The sequence below is a fragment of the Paraburkholderia sp. RAU6.4a genome, from assembly GCF_050435625.1.
Taxonomy (GTDB): Bacteria; Pseudomonadota; Gammaproteobacteria; order Burkholderiales; family Burkholderiaceae; genus Paraburkholderia; species Paraburkholderia tuberum.
Window position 1 is genome coordinate 813,925 of sequence record NZ_JBNDKQ010000003.1, and the last position, 26,499, is coordinate 840,423.

The window sequence follows — 26,499 nt, forward strand, 5'->3', positions numbered from 1 at the left end:
TTCGACTCTCGTTGATCGAGAGGCAGCTTCAGGTAGCTCATCTGTCATTCGTCCCCCGTGGCCGCGAATGTCGATCTTGCTATCCACAAATGCGCACTTTCGACCCCGACCTAACGATGATTAGGGCTGGACTCACGGAAGACAGCCGCGACCGTCCTTGAGGCGGTCGCGGCAATCAAACTGGTCGGGTTATGCGCAAAAATGCATGCCGACAGTTGAATCTGGCAGTTCCGGAATTTAGCCCATGAGCCAACGCCAGATAGCGCGCAAGCGTGCCCACCAGTTTGCCTTTTGCACCTTCGGCAGCTCGCTCGACGGTGATGCGTCAGGCATATGGGAAGCATCCTGTTCGGCCTTGCGATGTAGTGCGCGCAAAGCGCGCTGATCACGGGCGAATACTGCCTTGGTCTCTTTGGCCGTCAGCGGGTCGCACCAAATCACGCGGTTATCCCGTATGAAATAGTGCGACCGACAGGCCATCGCCCCGTTGCCTACTGACGGGGATAAAGTCGCGCGTCCGTTCGACACCTCAGCATGCCATTCGGCGGGCGAAAGCGGAGTGACTACTTTCTCCCCGCAACCGCAACAACACAGATGGACCGCCGCACGATACTTGCTACTAATGTATAGCCGCCCCGGTTGAAGCTCGCGCGGCGCCAGTTCGATCAGTTCAGGCGTTATCTGATGGAGTCTCATGTCCGCCTTCCGATTTTTCACTTCGCACAAGTGTCATGGTGTTCGTCACGAATTCCATTTGATGCCAGTCCCAGTTCATCGCATAAAAGCCGAAATGCTGTTTCCATCGCATGACCGCGAGAATGCCGTTCAGCGCGTTCGCGTCGGCGATCTGGATGTTCTGGTCATACAGCCCATCGCCGGCATCTTCCATCGTCGGTGCGCGCTCGAAAAAATGCTGACTCATGCCTTGGCGGGCCATCGTGACGCGGCAAGTTCCGTAGATCTGATCATTCGTCGACAGAGACATGTCCATCCCGCAGTCGACAAATGCGATTCCGCAGTCGATGAGATGAGAGCAGATCAACTTGCGTGGCGATCCTTTGTCGATGCAGACGAAGACGAAATCGTATTGGCACAGCAGGCCAACATTAACCTCGGTTAAATACGTTTCGTGCGCGACGATGCCTGTATGCATCGCATCGTACAGGTCACGGAAGTACGCGACTTTCATCTTGCCGAAAGCAGATTCTTGCGCAGCCGATGGTGCTCGGAACGCATTGTGAATCTCGAACTTATCTCCATCAAAGAGGTGAATCTCGTTCACAGGTGTTTTCGCTACCTGGTCGAGCACGTAAGAGCCAGTTCCGCCGAGACCCACGATGGCGATACGAAGCTTGGCCAGTTTCTGGGAAGCCATTTCGAATCTGCCACGCGCGGAAGCCGCGTCCGGATACCGGAAAGGGCTTTTTCGAGCTTCCACCTGCGCAGACCCAGCCGCCAGAGGTTGGGTGCATTGCGGGTCTATCACGCGCGCCTGGTCCGTAATGATCCGCCAGTAGTGCATCAACTGGTCGAAATGCGTCGCGTAGCCGTTCCAGCCTTCGTCCTTATTGGAGAAGAAGTATTTGCCAGGCACCTCCTCTGCGATGAATCCTCCGGCGACGTCCGAATGCCGCAACTGCTCGAGCGCCGTGCCGTCGGCAAAGCAAGGGAACGGGCCGTCGAACCACACCTGATGCGTGGCCGGCGGGGATATTTGACTGTCGGTGTAGACAATCGTCGCGATGAGGGTCCCAAGACGCAGCTGCCGTTTGTCGTCGACGACAGGTACGTCATGAAGAAGCAGGTAGGAACCCTGCACCGATACGCGCAGCCCCTTCGTGACGAAGGGGGCTAACGTCGACTCAAGAACGGCCGGTTTTGCGGACATTGCAGACCATCCCTTGTTTGATAGGCACGGGTTTGTCGCCACGAGCGAACGAAATGGTTTCACCGTTCTCGTATTCGATCGTGATCGTGTAGATGTTGTCCGACGTGTCTGCGGGGGGATCCTGCGGATACGCCAGAAACACGAGTTGGGCGTAGCTCAACTCTTCATGGTGGTGCTCAACCTCATTCAGATTGAGGATGAACTTCGGCTTGTGGTGCTCTGCGTGTGACATGACACACTCCTTGTCGGGTAAAAACTGTAAGATTTCTTGTAAGGCAAGGATATTGTGTCAGATTTTGTGTAAGGTGTAAAGTGACGTGTAAAATGAATTTCACCGACGACAGATATGGAGGCCGCTTGGATAGCGACACCGCCCGCCAGAAAGGGCAATGGGCGTCTGCGCCCCTAGTCTTTGTGCTTGCGCAGGTTCGATTTCTGCCTAGTGCAGCTGCAGCCCCTGAGCATCTGCGCGACGCAATCATAAAGAGGGTCGGATATAAATTTCCGACGATAAATCAGACGAACGCGCTGAACTTCGAAATCACGCTGGACGCCCCGACTCCGAGCCCGAATCGAGCGGCCCAGTCAGTCATTTACGACCTTGTGAACAGTGAAGTGGATGCAATGGTGCGAGTTGAGCAGAGCGCGCTCACCTATGCAGTTACGTCGTATTTCGATTCGCACAATTTCAGAAATCAATGGCTTGAAATCACGGAAGCGCTCAAAGACGTCGACGTATCCTCAGTGATGCGTCTTGGCTTGCGATATGTCGACTTCATAATTCCGCAGTCAGGCCGTAAACCAGAAGAGTATGTAAAAGCCCCCTGGAATCTTGCAGGTATGCCAGTTTTGCCCGGTGCGCTGCGCAGTCCTGATTTGAGCGTTTCCATGATGGATCTGGCTTACCCAGAAGGTAGGCTACGGCTACAGTTCATGCGAGGAATTGGTGTGCCGTCACTTCCCATGGATTTGCAGGGCATGCTTACCCCACGTCAGCAATCAGCCAGTGCAATACATGCTGAATGTGGAGTAATTGACAGCGATCGATGGATTGATGGCAATGAGCATTCCGTAGATCGGGCGAATCTCGACGAGCTTTTTAGACAGATGCATACTGACGTATCTTCTGCATTCCGCGCGATGATCAGTCCCTTGGCTGATGAAGAATGGAATCCAACAAAAATTGAAGGAAGGGCCTCATGATCTACGCTTCGGAGCACGACGCAAAGTTGGCATGGATGTTCGGCTCGGATGCAATGTGGCGCAAATCTGGCGCTACTGGCGTATGCAATGTGACGGCGAATTCGGTTGACGTAGGGACTGCTATTGCAACGGTGGCTCTCTTTCTTGAGGAGCCTGGGCAATATAAAGGCACAAGTATTAACGCTGCAGTACCTCTGCAATTCAAACTTGGCTTTGATACCCGGCAATCTGAGGCAACATTAACTACGCCAGCAAAGATGGTAGAGGAGTTGCGAGAAGCGTTTGGACTGAACGTTACGCAGCTCGCGCAAGTTCTGCATATCGAGCGGATAACCGTTTACGCATGGCTACGAACCGATTTACTGGAAAAACTCAATCAATCCAATCGAGGCCGTCTGTGGAGCCTCTACAAGATAGCCAAGCAGTGGCGTGGTTACGCTCCATTGAGCGGAAAGTATCTGGTAGAGCCAATTCCAGGCCAGGATGCCACGGTTTTTCAAATGCTTTGCCGGGACAATCTGGATTCGTTGCAATTCGCGCGAGCATATGAACTCCTTGCAAGAGCAACAGCTCCGAGTGTCCGGGTGCAGCAGCATCAGACAGAGCAACGTGTTGCCCTCAAGAGAGGCATTGATAAGCTGCAGAAGAATTCAGATAAATTTGGGATGAATCTCGATTGAGTGGCGACGAGCTTCTGAAGTGTTTCTTGAGCGAACTTCAAGCCAGTGCAAGAACAAAACCGGCAATGGTCATGATTGCCGGCCCGAACGGGGCAGGTAAGACCACGCTTTGGCGTGAGATGCTTGAGCCGATGCTGGAGGGCGAGTGGGAGGCTGAGTACGTCAACGCTACCGAGATTGAACGCGAACTGAATGTCGTTGCTCCACATAATCAAGCTACCCATCAAGCATCGGAAGTCGCCAGGACAGGGCAAACAGAAGCCACTCGTCGTCGGGCATTGATGCTATCGGCACCTCCGGAGGCGCAGTGGCACTTCGTCTACGAAACTGTTTTTTCGGATACCACGGGATACAAGCTTGCTGAACTCACGCGAGGCGTAAAGGCAGGATATTTTGTCGTAATGTTGTTCGTCGGACTGGATGACATCACTCTTGCGGAGGAACGCATTCGCGCTCGCGTTCTGGCAGGAGGGCATGACGTGCCTACCGATGTCCAGCAAGCGCGGTTCCCACGCGTCTTTGAGAACGCGAAGCGAGGAATGCAGATTGTGCCATTGGCGATGTTCTTTGATAACACGGAGGAACTCGAGGCCGGACGAGGGACACATAGGCCCATTGCCGTTGTAAAAAATAAAGTCGTTATAGCGCAGCGCGATGATATGCCAGAGTGGTGGCAGCTGATCGTTCGATAGACCGACAATCGACGCTGACAGAAGCGTCATCGATATCTACGTCTGTTATCGGCAAAGTCGAGGGCCTTTTATGCATCGACAAGGCCCGTTCGCCAAAAGCGAAAACCGACATTCGCCGCCACGGCGTCACGAATCTCGGCAATGCTGCCTGCAACTGCCGTCGGTCGTTCGATTGGCGACCGTCCGCAACACGCCCTGAGCCAGTCCGTCAAGTGGTTTCAGATGAGCGCGCGGCGCATCCCGTTTCGCCGCTCGCTGAATGGTTGTATCTGGCAAAGCACCTGCGGTTTCGCCCGCTAACCAATAGCAGCCGTTCAGCTGCCATTTTTTGATACCATTTCTCCGCAAAGCGGCCAACAGCTGAGGATTTCGCGTGACTGACCTGAAGCTTCGAAATTTGCTGGAGGTACCCGCTGGTGCTGATCGTTATTGGTTCCAGCAGCGCGGTAGAGCCTTTGAGCGAGTGCTCAAAGAGATCCTCGCGCGCGAGAAGATGGAGCCTCGGGCCAGTATGCGCCCCGGTGGTGAAGAAATCGACGGCTCGTTTGCGATGGGCGATCGCTTTTTCCTGCTAGAAGCCAAATGGCACGCCAACCCCATTCCGGCGTCTGCTCTATATGCCTTTAAAGGGAAGGTCGACGGAAAACTCGAAGGCACTATCGGTACCTTCTTTTCCATGTCTGACTTCAGCACCGAAGCTGTGGATGCGTTGCTGTGCGGCAAAGAGTTGAACCTCATCCTCTTTGGCAAAAAAGACCTACTGTTGATTGAAGACGGAAATATCACCATGCGCGAGGCTATGCGCGTGAAGCTTCGCTATGCAGCCGATTATGGACAGCCCTTCTTTCCGTTGGAAACATATCTGGCGGAGCAATCAACGCTGGGCGCGGAAGCCTCCGTTTCAGAGTGGATTATCTTGGTCGAAAGTGTGGACGATGTTGGAACTTTAAGAGAACTGCTAAGTCGGTTTGAGACGCCAGCGAAGATCTCGGTCTTCCCGGCCGGAGGTCAACTCTCCGTGGCACCGTTGGCAGAGCATCTTCGGAGAGAAGGTAAAAAAAACGTTGCGGCGATTATTACACCGATCTCGGACTTCGAACTCCAACAAAAACACATGGAGAACCTTAACGCCAGCGGGCGCAGAACTGATCGCCTTACAGGAGCCATTGGAGGATTGGCTTGGTAACTACGTTTCGACCGACTACTACAACTCCACCATGATGCTGTCCATTCGCAAGGGAAAGATGGCACGTCGCTATGCGCGCAACACCGAACTAGATCAACTGCTTACTGCAACTCCGTCATTTGCCGCACTCATCGAAAAGCTAGAAGCTCGCCCCATAGGGCGCTGAAGAGCTATTGAAGGCGAACTAACCAGACATTCGTGCAGAAGTATCTACGGTCCGCCTGTGTTTAGATTTGTACGACGCCTGCCCGCATGCGCCTGTGGCCCGCGCTCATGTCCGTGGTCGAGGGCAGGCATCCTACAAATCTAAACAACATCGGACCGTAAAACCACTAGCCGTTCGCACGCATGCCGGCCTGACGGTTCAAATTCTGCTTAACTCTCCGCCATGCACCGTCTCGCGACGCATTCCCGCGACCGAGTGCTCAAGATCTGCTTTAAGGCACCAATTACTCACAAGGTAATTCCCGAATAATCAATGGTTTAGCCACGCGTTGCAATTGAATTCACTTTTTGACTAATTTCTGCAAGAAACGCTCAATTTGTGGTTTAACCATCGCGTTAACGCGAGATCCGGCCCCCTACTTACCGTTCGGGTTTTACTTTAAATTTGTTCGCCTTTTGCTTTATTCGACAGCGGGTGAGGAATTAAGCGATAGTTGATGCAAGAGACAAGCTATCGCTTTACCTCTAGAAAGGTCAACTATCGGTTAACTTTGCGATCGCAGTCGTTATTGATATCTACCATGAAAGTGCTTCGAAGGACTTTTCAGACCTTCGGCCGCCGTCTAATCCCCCCGCGTCACAATGGTTGTCGCCTGGATAAAATTGGAATCTGGGGGCGATAAAGAGAGAACAAGTTGGCGCGTTACGGAAAGACATTCAAGGACAGAGCGGTGGCGCGGTTGCTGCCGCCGGAGAGCGCATCAGTGGAAAAGGTTGCGCGAGAGATCGGTGTTGGCGCGCAGACGCTGGAGCGCTGGCGCAGTGATGCGCTGTCCATGCCCGCTCGCGAGCGGGCATGGACAGCGGCCGCCCGTTTCGAGGCGGTGTTGAACACGGCAGCGATGGACGAGACGGCGCGCAATGCGTGGTGCCGCGAGCATGGCGTGTATCCGCAGGAACTGGCGCAGTGGCGGCAAGCGGCCACGCAGGCGCTGGCCGAGCCCGAAGAAGCCCGCACGAGCCCGCAGCAGACGAAGCAGGATCAGCGCCGCATCAACGAACTGGAACGCGAACTGCGGCGCAAGGAGAAGGCGCTGGCTGAGACAGCAGCGCTGCTGGTACTGTCAAAAAAAGTCGCGGCGATCTTCAACACGGACAAGGGCGATCGCTCTGCCCAAGTAGGCGTTCCCGAACAACTCTCAGCGGCTTACGCAGCAAGAATCCGATGCGGAAATGGAGTTGCGTGATTTACATGGTGCATGCATATTGCCGCACGAATCCTGCAAATTTTGACGAAGTGGGGATTGGCCCGAAGACTCCGGTGCCAGAGGGAGATTTCTTCCGCCAACCGCTGCGCGAGCAGGTGAAGTTGAAGCGTCCGCTCGTGAGTTTATCCCCATTCCGGTAGGCTTGAATCGCCGGACGACGGGCAAAAACCGCCACATTCGAGGAAATGTCCTATTGGTCAGCCGTCGCCGTCCGGGGCATCGGTACACTGCATGTACTATTGGTCTGACACAACGCAAGACCGCCACGGATGTAGCATCATCCGCTGCGTCATTGCGGCCCGCTTCGAAAGCGGTTCAGGGAGACGATGGAATGCGCGTACTGATCGTCGACGATCACGAACTGTTCAGAGCCGGACTGGCGCTTCTGCTGAGACAGATCTTTCCGGACATCGAGTTGCTGCACGCGAGTACGTTGTCACAAGGTTTGAATCATGCGCTCGGCGAATTCCTGAACATCGTTTTTCTCGACCTCGACCTTCCCGATGGTCACGGTTGCGACGCGCTTGCCGAATTGAAGGAGTCGCGCCCATCTTTACCGGTGATTGTGATCTCGGCCGACGGTAGCGTGGAAACCATTGGCCGATGCATCGAACTTCGCGCCATGGGATACGTGCCCAAATCGTCATCTCCTGAAGCGCTCCATGCGGCGATAAGCGCGGTGCTGGCCGGCGGCGTATTCCTGCCTGCGTCAAGCATCGCGACGCTCAGGCGTGACATGAGCACAGACGACGCCCCCGCGGATGAACCTCGGAACCACCAGTCGGGAGGCAACTCAGAAATGAGCACCGCATCTGAACTGGGACTGACTCCGAGAGAGTTCGAAACCTTGGCGTGGCTGGTGCGCGGGCTTCCATCCAAGGTCATCGCGCTGAAAATGGGGCTCGAGGACATTACCGTACGGAAATACATCAGTCATCTGCTCGCGCATTTCAATCTGCGGCGCCGTACGGAACTGATCGTGATGCTTGCAGATAGAGGGATCAAACTTGGCGTTCCGCCAGTCACGGATCCCGCACATGACAAAAGTCTGCCGGCTGTTGGGCGGCAACGAACCGGCTGACTTCAACGAGCGTGTTTTCTGGCGCGGAAGACTTGCGCAGCAACACGAAAGGCTGGGAAAAATCGCGAAGTGAGGGCGGGGAAATCAGCTCGCCCGTGATGAACGCAACGGGCAGCGCGCCCGCCCAGTCGAAACGCCGCCTGATCCGTTCGGCAAGCTCAATGCCGTTTGGCCCTTCGCGCAGCCGTATATCGGTGACGAGGACGTCGGGTGCGCGGCCTTCATCGGCCAGAATCGCTTCGAAGCCCGTCATTGACCCGGCAGTATCCACGAGTGCGCCCGCGCTGATAAACAGCCGCCGCAGACCTTCGAGAACGGTCGGTTCGTCGTCGCAAAGCAGGACGTATTTGCCCTTGAGCACGGATGTGTATGCATCATCCTTTCGGTCCTCCGTCCCGATGACCGGCGTCATTATCGAAATTGGAGCGTACAGGGAAAAGTGCGACCCGCGCCCTTCGACCGAATAGAACCTCAAGCTGTGCCCCGGCAGAATCCCAATGACCCGTTGGACGATGGACAGCCCGAGCCCCAAGCCTTTCGAGCGATCGCGGCCCGGGTTGTCAATCTGATAGTACTCGGCGAATATCGCATCCCGATGTGCGGGCGAGATACCGACGCCCGTATCCCAGACGTCGATGCGAAGCCGTTCACCGACCTCCACCCACCCGATAACGACGCCTCCCATGCGGGTGTTCTTGATCGCGTTCGATACGAGGTTGGACAATACCCGCTTGAACAGCGAGCGGTCGCTTTCAATGGGCGGCGGGCGGCGCAAGCGCATGGTGCTTCTGATTTCGATGCCCTGCGATCTCGCCGGTTCAAGATATTGTTCAAAAACATCGGCCAGCACGGCTTGTGTATCGATCGGCGACAGGCTTGGAACGTACGAACCTAGTTCGCTGTAGTCCTGAATGTTCTTGAACATGTCGAGGATGTCGCCTGCCGTCTCCTCGATGACGTCGAGATCATGCGTTGCGGCGTGACCAGCTTCGAGCTTTGTCCGCGCGCTGCGGATGAAGAGGTTGATTGCGGCGAGCGGCTGCTGGATGTCGTGATAGGCCGATGAAAAGAACCGTTCCTTCTCTCTGACCAGCTCTCTCATGCGTTCATTCTGCCGTTTGACAGCGGAGGACGCCGCCTGAACGCGTGCGTTTGCTGCGCGCAATGTCCGCCTGAACATAAATTCACGGCGGGCAGCGCGTTCAAACTGAATGCAGATGACAACGCCCATAAAATACATGATGGCCAACACAGACCCACGCGACGCCCAGCCAGCGCCCACCGTGGAAGCGCCCGTCCGTGGCCAGAGAGAAAGGGTAAGGTGAAAGCTTACAACGCCCAGCCCGACTAACCACGCTGCCGTGATTGCTCGAAGTCGGAGCAATGTGAATATCGTGAAAAGGACAAGTAAAAATTCGGGGAATACTTCCCGGAAAGCCAAGGCCGCCGGGTAAAGCTCCATCAACTGCAAGAGGGTGAACCAGCAGCTCAGCATCCATACGCAAAGCAATCCGACCACCCAGCGTTCGTCGAAGGCACGCGGTCCCCACATCAAACATATCGGCACAGCCATACCCACGGCACCTGCGAGCCGCAGATAGCCAACGTGAAAGATGATGCCGGGATCGACCCGGGTCAGCAGCCACCAATCGCGGCGAGCAAACAGGATCCACAGCAGGAGGCTGGCGGCGCCAGCCAGCCTGCGTTGGCCGGCGTAGCGGCGCGCATAGTCAGTACGGAACGCGCGCTCGAGATCTGCCGAGGCAAACTTGCGTACCACGAAGCCTGACAATTTCATAAGGCCTGCCGGACCAGAAAAATCACCGTGGGATAGTGCTCCACATCGATGAGCTTTATCGCCGCACCACTGGCTGGAAAGATCTCCACCGATCGTGGCTAACGGAGCAATGCGGCGAATTGCAGCGAAAGCGATGTCGAAGGCCACGGATGCACAACGCCCTCGTCCGTAGCCGCGGTGCGATAAAAACAGAATAGCAGGTCGCCCTCCCTACCATCAGCCACAAATGTATCAGCGACGTGACGTGCCCGCAGTTGGACCGTTCAGGAAGGACCGCCGTCGGGAGGCGAATGTCCGACACGTCATCGGGATCGGGATTGGGATCGGACATCGACAGTGCATACATCTTTCGCCGACGGTGGTTGTTCATCGCCTACGCATGTGCGTTGCGATGGCGTTTCGGCTGGCCAAGAATGAATATGACAGCAACGCTGACAGGGCAGTCATCGAGTGCACCTGGATCGGCTGATCGTCGCAAGGAGGCCGAATCTGCGTTGGCTCGTGCGAAGAATGCTGTGGGTCGGCGAGAGAGTGAACACGCCGATCTCTTAAACTTCGAAGGAGTACTCTCATGAAACTTTATCAATCGGTTACCGTCTGTCTTGTCGTGGTGGCTGGAGTGACAGCAGATGGATGCTTCGCCCAATCAGCGACCAACCAGCAGGAGTCCGTAGCGGCTGGCAGCACCCAGCAGGCTCCGGCGGTCGCGGTTCCGGCTGCCACATCGGCAGATCCTGTTCTCCCCGGAAAAACACGCGAGCAGGTGATGCGCGAGCTGGAGGATTTCCAGAAAAATGGCGAAGCAGCGAAGATGGTCGAGCTTTACCGAGGCAGCTAGGTGAGGGGCGCGGGCCAGAAGGATGTTTCGACTATCGAACCGTCACCTTCACCGTCGTCGGCGTGTATAGATCCCTCAGTTCTGGATCTCAACGATGCTATTTCGTCGAGCGGAGGGCCGTCGAGCTGCTCAGTGTCTGGACGATCAGTTGCTGGTGCGCGGTCCTGAGAATGGTGCAGATCTATCCGGGCGACCTGGCTTGGCGGCAAGCCTATCCGATCCTGACGTTTTCCCTTTTCATGATATTCATGGCATTCCGGCTCCGAGGGATCACGGCGGCGTGGCTGATCGGGCTATGCGTTGTCAGTTACTTGGTCATGCTCTATTTCAAGCCCAGCGGCCAGAGCGTCGACGCGCGCGTGGAGTCGGTGATTGCGCACGCCACGATGGTGCCGATGATGTATATCGTCGGTTTGCTCGTCACCATTCCACTGGAACGTGCCGCGAGCGCGGGCGCGTTCGTGCACGCCGCAGAATCGATGGATGGATTTGACGTCATCCTCGCCGATGACAGCCGCATTCCCGATCTCATCGTCACCGATATCCGGCGGCGCGACGGAGCCACTGGCAAGGAGGTTGCTGATAGCATTAGGCGTCATTTCGCGTGGGCAGGCGTTATTCCCGTCGCATTTCTCACCGGCGAGCTGCTGTCCGATCGCGTCCTTCGACTTCCCCGAAGCGTGGTGATCTGGGCGATGTTCTTCATCAGACCACGATAGCGGGTCTTCACGTAACCGCAATGACGGGCGTTGCCGCAAGCGCTTCATCCAGCGCATCTCCAAACCGGATGCCTCCGGCGTCGCGCGATTCGCGGTAGCCCGCGAGCAATGCGGGATCGAGAACGCACTCGAACCCCCGCGCCGGGCGCAAAACGACTGCCTTCCTCGTTCGTCCACGCGACGACCTCGACAGGATGCCGTGTCGCGATGCCCGCTGGATCCAGCGCGCGAAGCACTTCGAGCCCTGCCAGCCCGCCGTAAGCGCCGTCCAGGCGTCCGCCTGCGGGCTGTGTATCGATTGCCGGTCAGGACCGGTGGCAGATCCTCGAGACAGTTGCGACGAAAGGACAGGTTCGCGCAATCGTCGACGTAAGTCTCCCAGCCGCGATCTCGCGGTGTCAGCGCTTCTCGAGACACGCGCCATCGGTGCGGTGTCCGAACGCGGCCAGTCGATCGATAGACAGGATCAAGCTGTCGCCGTCGAGCAAGCTGACGATTCGGGCGGCTATCGGCTGATCGCTCGTGCACGGATCGAACACTTCCTGTCTTTGCAATCGCTCTTTGCAGTGGCTTTCCAACGGAATGAACGTCGTTCAAGAGACTTGCACGAAGCGATTAATGTGCCATTGAATTCACGCCTCGCCCCGCACAGTTTCATCGCAACATGCACCGATTCGCACAGCGACGCGCACTGCAGAGGCGCAGCGGCACCAGGTTTGCGCACCGACGCATCCCATGCGAGTCCACCGAGAAAAAACTTTTTTGACGAGGACAGCTTCCGATTTTTGATTGTGCATTATGCATTGCAGCAACTACTTCACCAGTACGAGACCTTGCGAGGAACGACATGAAGGGATCGAACGCAACAGTCAACACGTTCGCGGAACCGCTGCGCGTGCGGCAGCTCAGTCACGGATTTCAATCGCCCGATCGCTCGACCGTGACCATCTTCGACCGGCTCGACTTCTCCGTGGGACATGGCGAGATCGTGTCCATCGTCGGACGAAGCGGCGCGGGCAAGAGCACCCTCTTCAATCTCATCTCGGGCCTGCTCACGCCGCAGTCAGGCGAGATATCGGTCGGCAGACGCGCAGATGGGGAAGCGGGCCGCATCGCTTATATGTTGCAGAAGGACCTGATGATGCCGTGGCGCACAGTGCTGCAAAACGCGCTGCTCGGCATTGAGTTGTATCGCAAGGTCCGGCCCGATGATGTCGCCCGCGCGCGGCAGATGCTCGCGCGCTACGGGCTCGGCGCCGTCGCCGATGCCTATCCGCATTCGCTTTCAGGCGGCATGAGACAGCGCGTTGCGCTCACGCGCACACTGCTCGTCGATCCGACGCTCGTGCTGCTCGACGAACCCTTCTCCGCGCTCGACTACGAAACGCGTCTCGCACTCGAGGACGACATCATCGCGCTGCGTGCGCAAAGCGGCACGAGTGTCGTGCTCGTCACGCACGACATCGAAGAAGCCATCGCGATGAGCGATCGGGTGATCCTGCTTGGCGGGCGGCCCGCACGCATCGAAGACCAGATCGACATCGAACTGACGACGCACGGACCGCGCAATGCCGTCTCCGCGCGCGAGGCGCCCGAGTTCCGCGGCTATCACGCGCGTGTCTGGAACGGTTTGCGCGGACACGTCACCTCGCGCGACGCAGATGAAGTCGCTCCATCGAGCATCCTTGCAGGAGCCGTCCATGACTGAAGCCGTTCTGTCCACCAACGTCACGCCAAGGAAAGCCGTACGCCGTACGCGCCGCAAGTTCGGCACGACGGGCGCCGTCTTCGGTATCGTCGTTGCGCTGGTCCTTGCCTGGCAACTTGCCGTTAGCGCGGGCTGGATCAACGGCAAGCTGCTCGGCTCGCCGTCCGGCATCTATGAGGCCGCCGTCATCGGGCTGACGCAGGGCACGCTCGTGTCCGACACCTGGGTCACGCTCTATGAAACGCTGGCGGGTCTCGCCATCGGTAGCGGCCTCGGGATCGGTCTCGGCCTGCTGCTGTGGTTTCTGCCGACAGTCTCGGGTGTCGCCGAAGGATTGTCCGTCATCCTCAACAGTATTCCGAAGATTGCGCTCGGACCGCTCATCGTGATCTGGTTCGGTTCCGACGCCTCGTCGAAGATATGGCTCGCCGGCATCTCCACATTCGCCGTCGCGATGATCTCGTCCTGCGCCGCCGCGCGTGAAGTCGACAAGGACCTGCTCAATCTCTTCCATTCGTTCAAGGCGAAGCCGTCGATGATCTTCACCAAGCTCATCGTTCCGAGCGCGCTGCCGTGGATCTTCTCGACGCTGCGCGTGAACATCGGCTTCGCGTTGATCGGCGCGGTCGTCGGCGAATACATTGCATCGCAGTCGGGGCTCGGTCACGCGGTGTTCGTCGCGGGCTCGCTCTTCGATCTCAATACCGTCTGGCTCGGCATCATCGTGCTGACCTTGATGGCCTCGGTTCTCAGCTGGATCGTTCAACTCGCGGAAGCGAAGATCATTTCCTGGAAGAAAAAATGAAGAAGACACACGCTCTGCTCAATAGTATCGCGGCCGCATGTCTGGTCGCATCCGGAATCGGCGCGACGAGCGCTCAGGCCGCCGAGCCGGTGGTCATCTATCAGGCATTTCAGTCGATCCAGTACCTGCCGCTCTATGTGGCTATCGACAAAGGCATCTTCGAGAAGAACGGCCTTGCCGTGCAGAAGGTCACTGCGGGCAGCGGCGCGGCGGGCGTTGCAGCGGTGATCGGCGGTCATGCGGACTTCTCGCTGCAAGACCCGATGACCGCCATGCTCGCCAACCTCAAGGGCGCATCGCTCGTGAACGTGGCCAACGTGGTCGCCGGCGTGCCGGTGTGGGTGATCGCGCCGAAGGATTCGACGGTCAAGGGCGTCGGCGATCTCGCAGGCAAAAGCGTCTCGACCGCACTGCCGCCGTCGACGAGCACGTATCTGCTGCAACGGCTCATCAGCGAACAGAAGCTCGCGGACGTGAAGATGAACACCGTGCAGATCGGCACCGAACTCGCGCCGGTGATGGCGGGGCGCTCGGAAGCCGCCGCGCTCTATATGCCGCAAGCGGAAACGGGGCTCGCGCAGGGTTATCGCATCGTGTATGCGTTCCCGAAGGCGTATCCGGGCGGCTATGCATTCTCGACCATCGACACGCTCTCTCTCACCGTCAAGAGCAAGCCGAAGATGGTAGCCGCGTTCGTGAAGTCGATCGGTGAAGCCGAAGCTCTGATTCAGCAATCGCACGACACGGCGAAGAGCGTCGCGCGCGCCGAATTCCCATCGCTCGATCCGAAGATCGTCGATTCGGCGGTGCAGCGTCTCATCGATCAGAAGATCTATGCGGCCACGCCCGATATTTCCGAGCAGGCCTTCCGCAATGCGCTCGATCTGCAGGAGTCGATCGGCAACATCAAACCCGGCGCAATCACTTATGCCCATGGCGTCGACAACACGTTCGCCGCAGCCGCGAGCAAGTAACGATGAATCGATCAGATCAATCATTGCTCACAACACTGCTCGCTAATCGTCACGACGAAGCCGCCGCGCGCGCGACGCTGCTGGACGCGCAGGCCCGCGCCGATGCGCTGGAGCCGTGGCTTCGGGCCTTCGTGCATCGGCCGGATACGTACGCCGTGCGCGGCGCCGTTGCGCGTGCGCTCGTGGGCGTGCCCATCGGAGTCAAGGATCTCGCCGATACCGCCGACATGCCCACGGGCTACGGCTCGCCGGCTTACGACGGGCATCGGCCCGAGCGCGACGCGCGCATCGTGTCGATGATCCGCGCGCTCGGCGGGACGGTCTTCGGCAAGACCGCGACGACCGAATTCGCCTGGCGCGGACCGGCTGCGACCGTCAACCCGTGGAACCGTGCGCACACGCCGGGCGGCTCGTCGAGCGGATCGGCGGCGGCCGTCGCAGCGGGCATCGTGCCGCTCGCCATCGGCACGCAGACGGTCGGATCGATCATTCGCCCGGCCGCGTATTGCGGCATCGTCGGCTACAAGCCGTCGTATCGCGCGGTGCCGAGCGAAGGCGTGCATCCGCTGGCTGCGTCGCTCGATCACGTCGGATTCTTCGGGCGATCCGTCGACGATGTCGCCGTCGCGCATGCGTTGTTCGTCGAAGGCGCTCTTCAGGCGGTCGAAAGCGAAGCGGCGTGGCGCGATCACTTTCCGCGCGGCACCTCCGCGCTCACGCTCGGCGTCGTTCGCACGCCGTTCTGGGACGAACTCATCGCGCCGCATCAACGCGCCAATTTCGATGCATCGCTGCGGACGCTGAGCGAAGGCGGCGCGCGCATCGTCGAGTTGGACTACGGCGCGGACCTGCCGCAAATGCGCGAAGCGACACTGACGATTCTCGCGGTCGAGGCGTATCGCGCCATTGGCGATGTAGCCGCACGCGCGCCCGCGCTGATGAGCGAACACATGCGCGTGCTGTTGTCCGAAGGCCAGGCGATGCCGCTCGAGCGCTATCAGCAAGCCTTGCTGTTGCAGGCGCACGTGCGCTCGCAGTCTGCCGCGCTGCTGCAAGGCTGCGACGCGCTCGTGACCTTGCCCGCCAGCGGTGAAGCGCCCCACGGACACGCCGATACGGGCGACGCCCGTTTCTGCGCACCCTGGAGCCTGATGGGGGCGCCCGCCGTCAATGTGCCTTCCGGCTGGAGCGATGCAAATCTGCCGCTCGGCTTCCAGATCGTCGGCGCTTTCGGCGATGATGCGAAGCTGCTGCGCGTTGCCGCGCGCATCGAAAGCATGCTGAAGTTCGAAAGACGCGCCGTCACCATTTGATCGACGAAATGCGCAACATACGATAACAACCGCTCACGGAGACGAACATGAGCCAGCCCTTTCGTACGATTCAGCAATACGTGCTCGGCACGTTGCGCGCCGAGATTCTCAACGGCGTGTATCCACCGAACACGCGGCTGCGGCAGGAAGAGATCGCCAAACGCCTCAGCGTCAGTACGACGCCGGTGCGCGAAGCGTTCCGCGACCTGCGCGCGGAAGGGCTGGTCTCGATCGATCCCAACAAGGGCGTCGTCACACGCGCGCTCACGGCCGCGGACGTCAGCGAAATCTACGAACTGCGCATGGTGCTCGAGCCGATGCTGTCCCAACGCGCCTGCACGCATGCCACCGATGGCGAGCTCGCCTCCGCCGAAAAGGTGCATGATGAAATGTGCGCGACATTGTCGTCCGAGAGGTGGGCCATCCTCAATGAGGAGTTCCACAAGCATCTGATGGCGAGCGCCGCCGGCACGCGTCTCTTTGAACTGGTCGAAGGGCTGTCGCTGGTCGCGCGGCCTTACGTGTCCCTCTCGATGCACGTCAAAAGCGATATCCTCGACAGCAACAACCGCGAGCATGCCGATCTCCTCGACGCCTACCGCGCCCGCGATATGCGCGCCGTGCATGAGCAGACGTACGCGCATCTCGAGAACACGCGCGATGCGATCATCGCCTGTGTCGAGCAGGCCTTGCCTTCGCCAGCGGCGGCTTGAGCTCTTATCCGATTCCTCCTCGATGCCCATGACGCACGACTCTCTCGTCTCTCTCTCCGCCGTCGATGCGCGCCGACTGATCGGCGATCGCAGTGTCTCGCCAGTCGAACTGCTTGACGCGTGCATCGCGCGCATCGAAGCGATTAACCCTGCCGTCAACGCGATGGCGGCGACGTGTTTCGAACGTGCGCGCGACGAAGCGCGTCGCGCGGAAGCGGCGGTGATGCGTGGCGAGCCGCTCGGCTTGCTGCATGGCGTGCCCATCGGCGTGAAAGATCTGGAAGAGACCGCCGGCGTACTCACGACGTATGGCTCGAAGCTCTTCCGCGCAAACGTTCCGGACGAGGACAACGGGATGGTCGCACGCATTCGGGCGGCGGGCGCCATCGTGACAACCAAGACCAACACGCCCGAAATGGGCGCGGGTGCGAACACCCGCAACGACGTCTGGGGCGCGACGGGCAACCCCTTTGCGCCGCTGCTGAACGCGGGGGGTCGTCGGGCGGATCGGCCGCAGCGCTCGCAACCGGCATGCTCCCGCTCTGCACCGGCTCGGACACGGGCGGATCGCTGCGCATTCCAGCCGCGGTCTGCGGGATTGTGGGACTGCGGCCATCGCCGGGACTCGTGCCGGGCGACCGGCGCGAACTCGGGTGGGCGCCGATTACCGTGAGCGGCCCGATGGCACGTACCGTCGGCGATGTGCGGTTGCTGCTTGCCGCGCAGGCTGGCTTCGACGCGCGCGATCCGCTATCTTACGACGTCGATTCGGCCGCGCTTGCGCAGCGCCGTCCGATCGATGCGTCGGGGCTGCGCATCGGCTTTACCGATGACTTCGGGGTATGCGCGCTCGACGACGCATCCCGCGCGACGTTCCGCGCGAAGGTCGACAAGATCGCACGGCACGTGGCGGTGTGCGAACCGGTATGCATCGACATGAGCGGCATCGACCGATGCTTCGACGTAATGCGCGCGCAGAACTTCGTTGCGCAGTTCGCGGAAATCTATGAGCGCGATCCGTCGCAGCTTGGACCCAATACGCGCGCGAACTTCGAGCTGGGCGCATCGATGACGCTCGGCGACGCCGTTTGGGCGCACAAGATGCAAACGACGCTGTATCGACGCTTCCAGTCGCTCGTGCAGCACTATGACGTGATCGTTTCGCCGACGGTGTCCGTCACGCCATTTCCGTGGTCCCAATGGCATCTCGAAGCGATCAATGGCAAGCCGCTCGATACGTACTATCGCTGGCTGGGACTGACTTACCTCGTTTCGCTGATGACCAATCCGGCGTTGTCGCTGCCGTGCGGGGTCGATCATGCCGGCATGCCGTTTGGTGTGCAGTTGGTCGGCCCAGCGCGTGGAGACGGGCGGTTGCTGGACATTTCGGAGGCGCTCGAAGCGGCATTTGCTACGGACGACGCGCTGCGGCGACCTGCGCCGGATCTTAAAGCACTGTCCGAGCCGGTCCCTGAGCTGCGGTCTATCGTGTCGTCCCCGCCGATCTTATCGAATCGTTCGAGGATGGCCTAGTGACGGCTTGACGACAAACTCAGGCTGTCATTCGTGATGCGAGCCCAAGAGGGATCTTGCCAGCTCTCTTGGCGATATTCGATAACTGGACTTCAGCATAAAGACATGCTTACAAGGCCTGTCGTGCGATGCAGGAGGCGCAGGCGGATAGCCTTCTCCGGTGCGCTGAAACGCCGGGACAGGGCCGAATCCGGCGCCCAGATCCGTCCCACGCGAAAAGCGGGCTAGTGGCGCAACGGGGCGGGCCTTTGACGAAAGAGAATGCCCCGAGCGCGTTATTCGTCAAGCGAAGCGTTGCGGTGACCCACACGAGGCATCCAGGCGCGTGCGGGAGGGGACGATGTTGCGGATCGATGCACGCCGCCGCTGGTGGTACCGAAGAAAATTACCGAAGAAAATCGACATGAGGGCCAAACTCGCGGTCGCTGAACGTTGCCTCGGCTTTAATCAAGGTAGACCAATGTTTCTATCACCGATGGGCCGCCGCTTCAGCCGCAGTGTCATGGTATTCCTTGAATTTCGTGATTCTTCCGTTTTCGATCGTGAAGACGTGAGCCCACTCATCCTCATACGTAATGCCAGTTGAATTTACGCGCCAGCGCTGCACCCCAAGCACGACGACCTTGTCTTCGCTGGCAATAAAATTGAGAGGTTCGAACCGTTCGGCAGTCTGAGTCGCAGCAAGCGCACTGAAGAATTCCTCGACCTCCTGAGGGCCGTGCCTTCCACCAGCGAATGGGATGATCTCCGTAGGCCCAGGTATGAACCAGTCGACATTTTCGGCGAGCGTTTTCAGGACGCCCCCGATGTCGGCCTTGCTGAAAGCATCGTATGCTTGCTGCACCAATTGAACATTTTGTTGCTCGCTCATTGCGCCTCCCACAATCGCCGTTTCGAGATCTTGCTGTATTACTGCGGAATCGAGGCCATTACCAGATCATCATAGTCGAGTCACCGAAAACCGTGCGCTCGCCAACCAGCAAAAAGCTGAGAACCTGCCGGCCGCACCAGGCTCATGGATGGCCGTTGGATCCTAAAATCTGCCGTTGACTTGGTGCCGGGTCCGACGGCAACTAGGGGTCGAGGGCTGTCGACCGCTGCCCTGCGCGGTTCGGGGGTGTGGCCGCGTGCATGGTGCAGTAAACGGCCATTTGCGGGCGTTGCGTTTACTGCGACGGCACAGTTACTACACTGATAGGTAAGGGTCGCGGATATCAGGTGGGGCGGCCTTCTCAATTAGTTGCACGCACTACACGCTGTCGGAAAGAGCAGATCGAGCCTCCACATTATTTTGTGCGGCGTGCTCGTCTCGTTGGTCCATCAAACAGGAGGATCCAATCATGCAAACTGTTATAAGGACATATTCCGGGAAGGGTGCAAAGGAATTATTCGATCTGCTGGAGAACCGAGCGACTGACGTCGAAGAACTGCTGCGTTCGGTCATAGGCTTTGTCGGCTACACCCTCGCGCGCAGCGGCGATGGCGGATTCTCGGTAACTGTTTGCCAGGACAAGGCAGGCATTGATGAAAGCGTGCAAAAGGCGAAGGACTGGATCGCGAAAAACGCCGGAAACACGGGCGCAGCCGCGCCGGAAATATCGGAGGGATCAGTCCTCATTCACCTGAAGTAACTTCGCCTTGCGACTGGCACCGTATGAGTTCGGCGGCCGGATTGGCAGGTACGTAACCAGCTTCACCGGCTGCTCCTCACGCACACTGTTTACCGAGTTCGTCCAGACCGGCCTTTGTACGTTGAGCAGGAAGATCCCACGGAGCGGATTGAGAATTCCGCGATCTCATAATGGGCTGCGGATGGCTTGTCTTGAACTAGGCAGCGCTCTTCGGGAACAAGCGGCACCACGCCGCTCGCCGGTTCCACGTATGGCAATCCGATTTCTTCTTCATCGCTTCATCGAGCGGCGAGTCGGGGACAAGCCGCGCACGCGACTCATGTGAAACGTTGAACGGCTGCTTCGGAGGGGATTGACTGGCCGGAGCGGGTCCGGCTGCTGTCGATCGCTGCATCGCGCTGCCCTGGCGTGCATACGCCGCTTGCATGAGGCACTGAACGGCCGGTTGCGGACCTGCGCAGCGAAGGCGCAAATGCTCGATAGTAGCCATTGGCCGCGCGACCGCCTGATGGAAGTGTTAGGGCGGGTCGAGCGCACTCACCATGACGTAGTACCCGTCAGGATCGCGGAGCGCAAACTCTTTGGTTCCGGTGTTGGGGTTCACGTTGGGCTCCTCTTCGAGTCCGGCGACAAGCGCGCGGGCTCTCGGCAGCGCATCGTCGAAATCATCGATACGAAAGAACAAAAGCAGTCCGTTGCCAGGTTCCGCACGGTAGCGACTAGCCAGCGGAGGATGCTCGTGCGCGCCCCACTGGTGAAGGCATAGCAAGACCGTTCCATCCGTGTCGACGATTTGCCCGAAGTAGTCATGCGCTGGCAGCGTTTCCGGTTGTCCGAACAGCGACTGATACCACTTGAAGCTGCGGGCCACATCAGCAACACCAATGATTGTCCATGTGCGTTTCATCGGCTTCTCCTGCGGCCAATATATGACGTCCGCTTTCCCAGCGATTGAACGACCGCTGCCAGGCAGCTTGAAGGGCCGTATCGGGTCGACTTGCGCCAACCGCGCCGGCTGCGCGCTTTGCCGGTGACGCCCAGTCGAGATATGGTTGCCAGTCCACGAAGCGGAGTCGCTCGAAACTGGCACTAAGCCTTACACAGAACTGTAGTCGAGTGCCCGGATATCAGGATCCGCTCAACCAGCGGAGCGTCGGGTAGGGAAATCCGACGACCCAAACACCGTTCGCGCTGAAGTCCCACGTCGGGCCGAAGCTCGCCGGCTCGGTCAGTTGTTCGTCCGTGAGTCCGCTTGAGCTCGCCACCGGTGTGCCCGAGCCGACGCCTGCCGTCGCCCCGGACGACTCGCTGTTCCAGAACACGTCCGCGGCGATCCGGCCGCTATTCGTGCCCGCGATACCGCCTGTCGTTGCACCCGGATCAGGCGCGAGTGTCGACTTGGCATAGGACTCGCGAATAACGCCCGCATTGCTGCCGACCAGTCCGCCGACCACAGCGCCGCCCGTCAAGATTTCGATTGCGTTCGATTGGTTAATGCCGCCATGATTCGTGCCGACGAGTCCCCCGATCGTGGCTTTCGCACCGGCACCCGCCCTATGTTCGGCCACAGACTGTTCGATGCAACCATCGTTCGTACCGGCAAGGCCACCGACCATGCCCGCGCCGCTGACTTGCACCGCAGCGAACGACTGTTCGACGAGGCCGCGATTTTCGCCGACCATCCCTCCGGCCACGCTGCTTGTGTCGCCCGTGGATTGGACGCTACCGAAGGTGCTGACCCGCACGATGAGCCCATAGTTCGTGCCGGCGAGCAAGCCGACCGGTCCTCCGGAAGAGGTCGCTGAGCTTTCTGAAAGACCAAAATTGCGCACGACGCCGGTCTTGCCGATCACGCCGAAAAATCCGGTATCGGCGTCGCCGGAGATGTTGAGTCCCGTGACGACATGGCCCATACCGTCGAACTGACCCGTGAACGGTGTGGCAGCGGTGCCGATGCCGCCGAAATTCACCGGATCCAGGAAATCGATTGACAGGTTGCCCAACGCATAGTTGCCCGCGAGATTGTTATTCACCGCATTAAGGTCCGCCAGGTAGTTAATTAGCTGATAGGCGGTGATCTGCGTCACCAGGCCACTAAACGGCGCGGCACTCCAGGAAGGATTGCTGCGCAACGTACCGGGCGTGTATCTGCCGTTCATGTCGTAGAGCGCCGTGACGATGCCCGTGCTTCGCGACCAGTCGATGGTGCCCAGGTTGGTCACGCTGCCGCCGTTGTCGAAGCCATGCCAGTCGGCATTGAGAATCAGCGAGCCTGTGCCGCGATTGGCGATGGTCGCGTTCGGCGCAATGGTCAGCGAGTGCGCCGCGTCGAGCGTCAGCGACGCGGCGCCGTGCCAGCGAATGCTCGCGTCGATAGCGATGTCTCCCTCGCCGGTCGCCCCTAGCAGGCCGTCGCCGCCGTTCGCGTCCACGTTGATCGAGGCACCGTGGCTCAGGCTTGCACTCAGCGTGCGAGCGGTGGAGGCGTCCGTGATGAAGTCCCCCGTTGTGATGTTCCAGGTTTTCGCCTGAACGTCCGCGCCGCCGACCTCGACCTCCTTGCCGGACATATCGACCGCGCCGCCGCTGCCGTCCGCATTGCGTGCGCTGATCTGCGCGCCGCGCGCGTCGACGCTACCGGTGTTGATAACTGAAGTGGCGGTATCGGTGTTCGCGACGAGCCACACGTGGCCGGCGCGTGACGCAGTGCCGGTGGCGCGCAGCGCTCCCGAATGACCCGCGAGCGCGAAAATGTTGCCGTCGGCCGCCTGCAAATTGATGATAGCCGCCTGCACCGAGCCCGTGTTCGTCACCGTGCCGCCGCTTCCGACGTCCACGAAAACTTGCTGATCCGTGCCGTCAAGCAGACGGACCTGACGCCCCACGGCAAGTTCGGCATTGCCGGTTGGCGCATCGATTGTCCCTGCGTTCGTGACCTTGTTAGCCGATATGAGGAACACGTCCCCGCCCGACGAGATGAGTCTGCCGAGATTGATCACATTCGCCGTGGAGCTGCCCGTGTAGACCGACCCACCGATCGCGGGCGGATTCAAAAATGTGTCGTTGGGGATGTCGAGCGTCGAAGCGACGAAGCGCCCGCCCGTCGAGACCACGCCGTTTCGCCCGATTAGAACCCCATGCGGGTTGACAAGGTAAATACTCCCGGTGCCGCTCAGCGTGCCGAGGATCGCGGAGAAGTCGTTACCCGTCACGCGATTGAGTGTCGCGCCCGTGCCGTTGTTGATCGAAACCGTGCCGTGCGGTCCGATCGAGAAACTGTCCCATTCGATGATCCCCCGTGAGCCCGTTTGCGTGATGTTCAGGTTCGTGCCGTTCTGAGCAATGCTTCCTGAGCCGCCTACGAAGCGGCCGCCTTGCGGCAGCGGTCCTGCCGCGAAGGCCTGTTGCCCAGAGAACAGTTCAGTCAGTGCAAGCGCGATGACCAGCGAGATGTTTCGCGACGACCGACAGCTTCCAGATGCGCGCCGTAGACGCGACAATCTAGCAGCAGGGCTCATACGTCCCCCGTGTAAGCGCAAGACGGTCGGCACGCGCGAGGAAAGGGCGCGAACTGCGCGACCCGTGTATGAAGAATAGCGGGAGACGTTGTCGGGATGCGCCTAAATCTACGCGCTTTGCGCCCCTTGTCGGCACGTGTGTGCTCTGCTCACTGTCAGTTGTCCCTTGGATATCTGCCGTAGAGCCTCCACGAGACAGAGTGGCGGCAACGGGTCGCGCAGAGACGTTCGAGACGCCCAGCGTAGCGCGCTTAGCGTACGAAAAGTCCGTTTAGGTGATGAACCGCTGCGCCGCGATCGAAATCCCCCGCCTAGGGTTGCCGCCGATCCAAGTTGCGGGCGGGTGAGCGTAGGCTAAGAATGATCCACCGAGGGTGCCCGTCGCCGGGCGACCCGGCAACCGTCAGGGAGATAAGTCATGCGTGTTATGGTGAAGTTCTCGTTTTCCGCTGATGCCGGCAACTCCGCCATCCGCGCCGGCAAATTAGAAAAAGTCTTCCAACAGCTAACCGAGGATCTGAAGCCCGAAGCCGCTTATTTCCACGCCGAGAATGGCGACCGGGGCGGCTTCTTCATCGTGAACATGGCGGAATCATCGCAGATTGCCGATACCGCCGAGCGGCTCTTCTTTGGTTTGAACGCCAAGATCGAACTCGTGCCGGTCATGAATGCCGATGACCTGCGCAAAGGTCTGTCGAGCGTGCAGGAAACGATCCGCCGCTACGGCTGAGTCCCCCTGGACGATGACCTCGCCCTTGCCGGCCGCCGCGTCGTAGTCGCGCTCGAGCCATAAGCGGGCATAGCACCGGAACGGAGCCAGCTTCTGATGGTCGCGGCGCAAGATCGCGTCGGCCTCGACGATCTCGGGCACGACGTCGGGGTCGTAGTTGAGGTTCATGGCGAAGACGCAGCGCGAGCGGTTGTCGGCAGTGCCGAACCGCTCGCGCACGGCCTCCTTCGCGCGTTCTAGGCGCTTCTCGAGCTGGCCGAGGATCTGCCGGCCGCGCTCCACCATCCCCCGCGCCACGGCGATGCCGTCATAGCCGCGCCGATCGGCAAAGGCGACCGTTTCGTAATCGGGGTACCGTCAAGATTCGGACGTTTACGTACGTCAACGGCGAAACTGTCAGATTTGGTCCTGAGACTTTGCAGCGAGGGTGTCAATTTACGTTGGAAATACCTTAATCTGACGCGTTCCCCGCCGGGCTCTGACGTCCGGCTGAAGTACGCTTCAACTGGACGACACGCAGGCTTATGAGTCAGCAGTCGGCCAACTGCGGCCCTCCGGCCGCTGATCCGCGCAGACATTCGAGCGTCCGCTCTGCTCCATCAACCGGCTTATGATCGAAGCCAGCGAATTATCCTTTTCCGCTGATCGACATCATTCGTACATCTTGAGCATCTCCGCCAGCGCTCCTTCGATTATCCTGTTCGACAGACTCGGGTCATTCACGGCGCGAGCGAGCGCTATTGAACCAACGCAGGTGCTGAAGATCATCACCGCTTTAGCATGGGCGTCTTCTGTATCCGGCAAAGACTGTGCGAGCAAAGCGATGATCTCACTGACACGTTCGGTGAATGCCTCGCGGGTTGCTTCGGGCGCGCGCGGTACGTCGTTGACTAGCGCTGAAATTGGACAACCTCTGCCGAGGTTGTTCCGATGGCTTTCCGACACATATGTGCTTATCGCGCGCTCAGGCGCCGTCTTGAGCGCGGCCTGAATATGCTCGATGTCCTGCAATGCCATGATGAAAGCCTCCGTCACGAGCGCATCGCGTGACTCGAAATGCTTGTAGAAGCCGCCGACGGTTAAGCCGGCTTCTTTCATGATGTCGCCGACACTGATTCCCTCAATGCCGCGCTCGCGCAAACGCCGTGCGGCGACCTGCACAATCCGCTGATGCGTGGCCAGTTTGCCAGCTTGTGAGTGCCCCATTTTCCAGTCTCAAAGATGCATTGTGCTACGAGTCAACCTGAGGCAATGCCGTTCGCCCGGTGCTCCCGCAGCAGCGGTTAGCTCTCGCCCGACGACCTCACAATTGCCGTCAGTTGCAAAGTCCTGGCAATGCGAAAACCGAGCTCCCGATACAGACGAACGGCGGAAACATTATTCGTGAACACATGAAGGAACGGTATTCTGTCGCGTTCCTGGATGGTTGCCGCCAGGTGCTCCATCAACAGTCGACCCAACCCTCGGCCGCGCCACTCGGGGTGCGTGCACACGGCGCTGATTTCGACGTACTTGCCGGCAGTCATTCGTTCGCCCGCCATCGCCACCAGCTGGCCGCTCTCCCTAACGCCAAAGAAGTGACCCAATTCGTTGGTCCGGGCGTTGAATGGTCCAGGCTCCGTCATTTCGGCGAGTCGGAGCATATCAGGTGTGTCGTAGACACCGAGTCGCATGATCCGCTCATCGGACGATACGGTGAACCTGTTGGCGGCAACCATCTGATTTGCAACAGCCTCGCGCACCACTTCGAAGCCGGGCGGCAAGTCCGGTTTGGCCGCCGTGAAGAATGAAAGGCGCTGTCCCGGCTGGAGCATTGCTGCAACTTGAGAGACGCTTTGCGCGGTGTAATTTTGCGCGGCCCCGAACGGCGCAAATTCCGGGCCATACCGGGCACCGCCTTCGCGGCGCTCGATGAAGGCCGGAGGCGCTTCGCTCAGAGCGATCCATACGGGATTGGCGAGGTATTCCTCGGTCCCGATCTCACTGGCTGCATCAATGCGGGAGGACTGCATGACAAGCTCCTGTTTTGTTCGTCTTCTCTGCTGTGGAATCGCGG

General features: G+C 59.3%; 25 protein-coding genes and 3 pseudogenes. 17 read left to right on the forward strand and 11 right to left on the reverse strand.

What is annotated here, in order from left to right; genetic code table 11:
- Positions 1–237 precede the first annotated feature (237 nt).
- Genes OKW40_RS28250 through OKW40_RS28260 form a run of 3 tightly spaced genes read right to left on the reverse strand, consistent with a single transcriptional unit; the run spans position 238 to position 2,120 of the window.
- Positions 238–696 carry a DUF6527 family protein gene (locus tag OKW40_RS28250; RefSeq protein ID WP_429492849.1) on the reverse strand — a complete coding sequence of 153 codons (459 nt, stop codon included), beginning with the start codon at positions 694–696 and terminating at the stop codon, positions 238–240.
- A complete protein-coding gene (locus OKW40_RS28255; RefSeq protein WP_429492851.1) occupies positions 671–1,888 on the reverse strand; it encodes a ThiF family adenylyltransferase in 1,218 nt (405 codons plus the stop codon). Before OKW40_RS28255 ends, OKW40_RS28250 begins: the two co-directional genes overlap by 26 nt.
- Positions 1,863–2,120 carry a multiubiquitin domain-containing protein gene (locus tag OKW40_RS28260; protein ID WP_429492853.1) on the reverse strand — a complete coding sequence of 86 codons (258 nt, stop codon included), beginning with the start codon at positions 2,118–2,120 and terminating at the stop codon, positions 1,863–1,865. Before OKW40_RS28260 ends, OKW40_RS28255 begins: the two co-directional genes overlap by 26 nt.
- A 125-nt stretch (positions 2,121–2,245) precedes the next feature.
- Between OKW40_RS28260 and OKW40_RS28265 the strand changes: the two genes are divergently transcribed.
- From OKW40_RS28265 to OKW40_RS28295, 7 genes and pseudogenes are all read left to right on the forward strand, one after another.
- Positions 2,246–3,091: a TIGR04255 family protein gene (locus OKW40_RS28265; RefSeq protein WP_429492855.1), complete on the forward strand. Its 846-nt coding sequence runs from the start codon at positions 2,246–2,248 to the stop codon at positions 3,089–3,091.
- Complete coding sequence (locus OKW40_RS28270) at positions 3,088–3,771, forward strand: hypothetical protein (RefSeq protein WP_429492857.1); 684 nt, start codon at positions 3,088–3,090, stop codon at positions 3,769–3,771. Before OKW40_RS28265 ends, OKW40_RS28270 begins: the two co-directional genes overlap by 4 nt.
- Before the next feature lie 26 nt (positions 3,772–3,797).
- Positions 3,798–4,463, forward strand: coding sequence for a zeta toxin family protein (locus OKW40_RS28275; RefSeq protein WP_429492859.1), 666 nt, complete (start codon positions 3,798–3,800; stop codon positions 4,461–4,463).
- Positions 4,464–4,836: 373 nt separating this feature from the next.
- A complete protein-coding gene (locus tag OKW40_RS28280; protein WP_429492861.1) occupies positions 4,837–5,649 on the forward strand; it encodes a restriction endonuclease in 813 nt (270 codons plus the stop codon).
- Entirely contained in the window at positions 5,630–5,815 is a 186-nt protein-coding gene (locus tag OKW40_RS28285; protein WP_429492863.1) for a hypothetical protein, read from the forward strand. The genes OKW40_RS28280 and OKW40_RS28285 overlap by 20 nt, the downstream gene beginning before the upstream one ends.
- A 694-nt stretch (positions 5,816–6,509) precedes the next feature.
- A pseudogene (locus OKW40_RS28290) lies at positions 6,510–7,015 on the forward strand (transposase); the annotation flags it as partial.
- Positions 7,016–7,413: 398 nt separating this feature from the next.
- Positions 7,414–8,163, forward strand: a complete 750-nt coding sequence (locus OKW40_RS28295) for a response regulator transcription factor (protein ID WP_184063219.1) — start codon at positions 7,414–7,416, stop codon at positions 8,161–8,163.
- Here OKW40_RS28295 and OKW40_RS28300 read toward each other — a convergent pair.
- A complete protein-coding gene (locus tag OKW40_RS28300; RefSeq protein ID WP_429492864.1) occupies positions 8,105–10,108 on the reverse strand; it encodes a hybrid sensor histidine kinase/response regulator in 2,004 nt (667 codons plus the stop codon). The two genes, OKW40_RS28295 and OKW40_RS28300, sit on opposite strands and share 59 nt — an antisense overlap.
- A gap of 424 nt (positions 10,109–10,532) precedes the next feature.
- Between OKW40_RS28300 and OKW40_RS28305 the strand changes: the two genes are divergently transcribed.
- Complete coding sequence (locus tag OKW40_RS28305; protein WP_184063215.1) at positions 10,533–10,799, forward strand: hypothetical protein; 267 nt, start codon at positions 10,533–10,535, stop codon at positions 10,797–10,799.
- Positions 10,800–10,969: 170 nt separating this feature from the next.
- A complete protein-coding gene (locus OKW40_RS28310) occupies positions 10,970–11,518 on the forward strand; it encodes a hypothetical protein (RefSeq protein ID WP_262420019.1) in 549 nt (182 codons plus the stop codon).
- Positions 11,519–11,658: 140 nt separating this feature from the next.
- On the opposite strand, the pseudogene OKW40_RS28315 reads toward OKW40_RS28310, so the two are convergent.
- Positions 11,659–11,817 (reverse strand): annotated as a pseudogene (locus OKW40_RS28315) (M20/M25/M40 family metallo-hydrolase); the annotation flags it as partial.
- A 96-nt stretch (positions 11,818–11,913) separates the two neighbouring features.
- Here OKW40_RS28315 and OKW40_RS28320 point away from each other — a divergent pair.
- The 7 genes and pseudogenes from OKW40_RS28320 to OKW40_RS28350 all read left to right on the forward strand — a co-directional run bounded on the left by OKW40_RS28320 (position 11,914) and on the right by OKW40_RS28350 (position 18,564).
- Positions 11,914–12,369, forward strand: a complete 456-nt coding sequence (locus OKW40_RS28320) for a hypothetical protein (RefSeq protein ID WP_429492866.1) — start codon at positions 11,914–11,916, stop codon at positions 12,367–12,369.
- Positions 12,366–13,226: an ABC transporter ATP-binding protein gene (locus OKW40_RS28325; protein ID WP_090807368.1), complete on the forward strand. Its 861-nt coding sequence runs from the start codon at positions 12,366–12,368 to the stop codon at positions 13,224–13,226. Before OKW40_RS28320 ends, OKW40_RS28325 begins: the two co-directional genes overlap by 4 nt.
- Positions 13,219–14,031 carry an ABC transporter permease gene (locus OKW40_RS28330; protein ID WP_184063209.1) on the forward strand — a complete coding sequence of 271 codons (813 nt, stop codon included), beginning with the start codon at positions 13,219–13,221 and terminating at the stop codon, positions 14,029–14,031. The genes OKW40_RS28325 and OKW40_RS28330 overlap by 8 nt, the downstream gene beginning before the upstream one ends.
- A complete protein-coding gene (locus OKW40_RS28335) occupies positions 14,028–15,005 on the forward strand; it encodes an ABC transporter substrate-binding protein (protein ID WP_429492868.1) in 978 nt (325 codons plus the stop codon). Before OKW40_RS28330 ends, OKW40_RS28335 begins: the two co-directional genes overlap by 4 nt.
- A 2-nt stretch (positions 15,006–15,007) precedes the next feature.
- Positions 15,008–16,318 carry an amidase gene (locus OKW40_RS28340; RefSeq protein WP_429492869.1) on the forward strand — a complete coding sequence of 437 codons (1,311 nt, stop codon included), beginning with the start codon at positions 15,008–15,010 and terminating at the stop codon, positions 16,316–16,318.
- Between the two features lie 47 nt (positions 16,319–16,365).
- Positions 16,366–17,031 carry a GntR family transcriptional regulator gene (locus OKW40_RS28345; RefSeq protein ID WP_429402583.1) on the forward strand — a complete coding sequence of 222 codons (666 nt, stop codon included), beginning with the start codon at positions 16,366–16,368 and terminating at the stop codon, positions 17,029–17,031.
- Between the two features lie 163 nt (positions 17,032–17,194).
- Positions 17,195–18,564: pseudogene (locus tag OKW40_RS28350) on the forward strand (amidase).
- Between the two features lie 469 nt (positions 18,565–19,033).
- Here OKW40_RS28350 and OKW40_RS28355 read toward each other — a convergent pair.
- A complete protein-coding gene (locus OKW40_RS28355; RefSeq protein ID WP_429492871.1) occupies positions 19,034–19,435 on the reverse strand; it encodes a nuclear transport factor 2 family protein in 402 nt (133 codons plus the stop codon).
- A 469-nt stretch (positions 19,436–19,904) separates the two neighbouring features.
- On the opposite strand from OKW40_RS28355, the gene OKW40_RS28360 reads away from it, so the two are divergent.
- On the forward strand, positions 19,905–20,195 hold the full coding sequence (locus OKW40_RS28360; protein WP_184063196.1) for a hypothetical protein: 291 nt from the start codon (positions 19,905–19,907) through the stop codon (positions 20,193–20,195).
- Positions 20,196–20,712: 517 nt separating this feature from the next.
- Here the strand turns inward: OKW40_RS28360 and OKW40_RS28365 are convergent.
- The 5 genes from OKW40_RS28365 to OKW40_RS28385 form a co-directional block, all read right to left on the reverse strand.
- The gene (locus OKW40_RS28365; protein ID WP_184063553.1) at positions 20,713–21,102 is read right to left on the reverse strand and encodes a VOC family protein; all 390 of its coding nucleotides are present in this window, start codon (positions 21,100–21,102) and stop codon (positions 20,713–20,715) included.
- A gap of 220 nt (positions 21,103–21,322) precedes the next feature.
- A complete protein-coding gene (locus OKW40_RS28370; protein ID WP_429492873.1) occupies positions 21,323–23,713 on the reverse strand; it encodes a beta strand repeat-containing protein in 2,391 nt (796 codons plus the stop codon).
- A 592-nt stretch (positions 23,714–24,305) separates the two neighbouring features.
- A complete protein-coding gene (locus tag OKW40_RS28375) occupies positions 24,306–24,728 on the reverse strand; it encodes a hypothetical protein (protein ID WP_429492874.1) in 423 nt (140 codons plus the stop codon).
- A gap of 366 nt (positions 24,729–25,094) precedes the next feature.
- Positions 25,095–25,649: a TetR/AcrR family transcriptional regulator gene (locus OKW40_RS28380; RefSeq protein WP_429353034.1), complete on the reverse strand. Its 555-nt coding sequence runs from the start codon at positions 25,647–25,649 to the stop codon at positions 25,095–25,097.
- A gap of 77 nt (positions 25,650–25,726) precedes the next feature.
- The gene (locus tag OKW40_RS28385) at positions 25,727–26,455 is read right to left on the reverse strand and encodes a GNAT family N-acetyltransferase (protein ID WP_429492877.1); all 729 of its coding nucleotides are present in this window, start codon (positions 26,453–26,455) and stop codon (positions 25,727–25,729) included.
- Positions 26,456–26,499 lie beyond the last annotated feature (44 nt).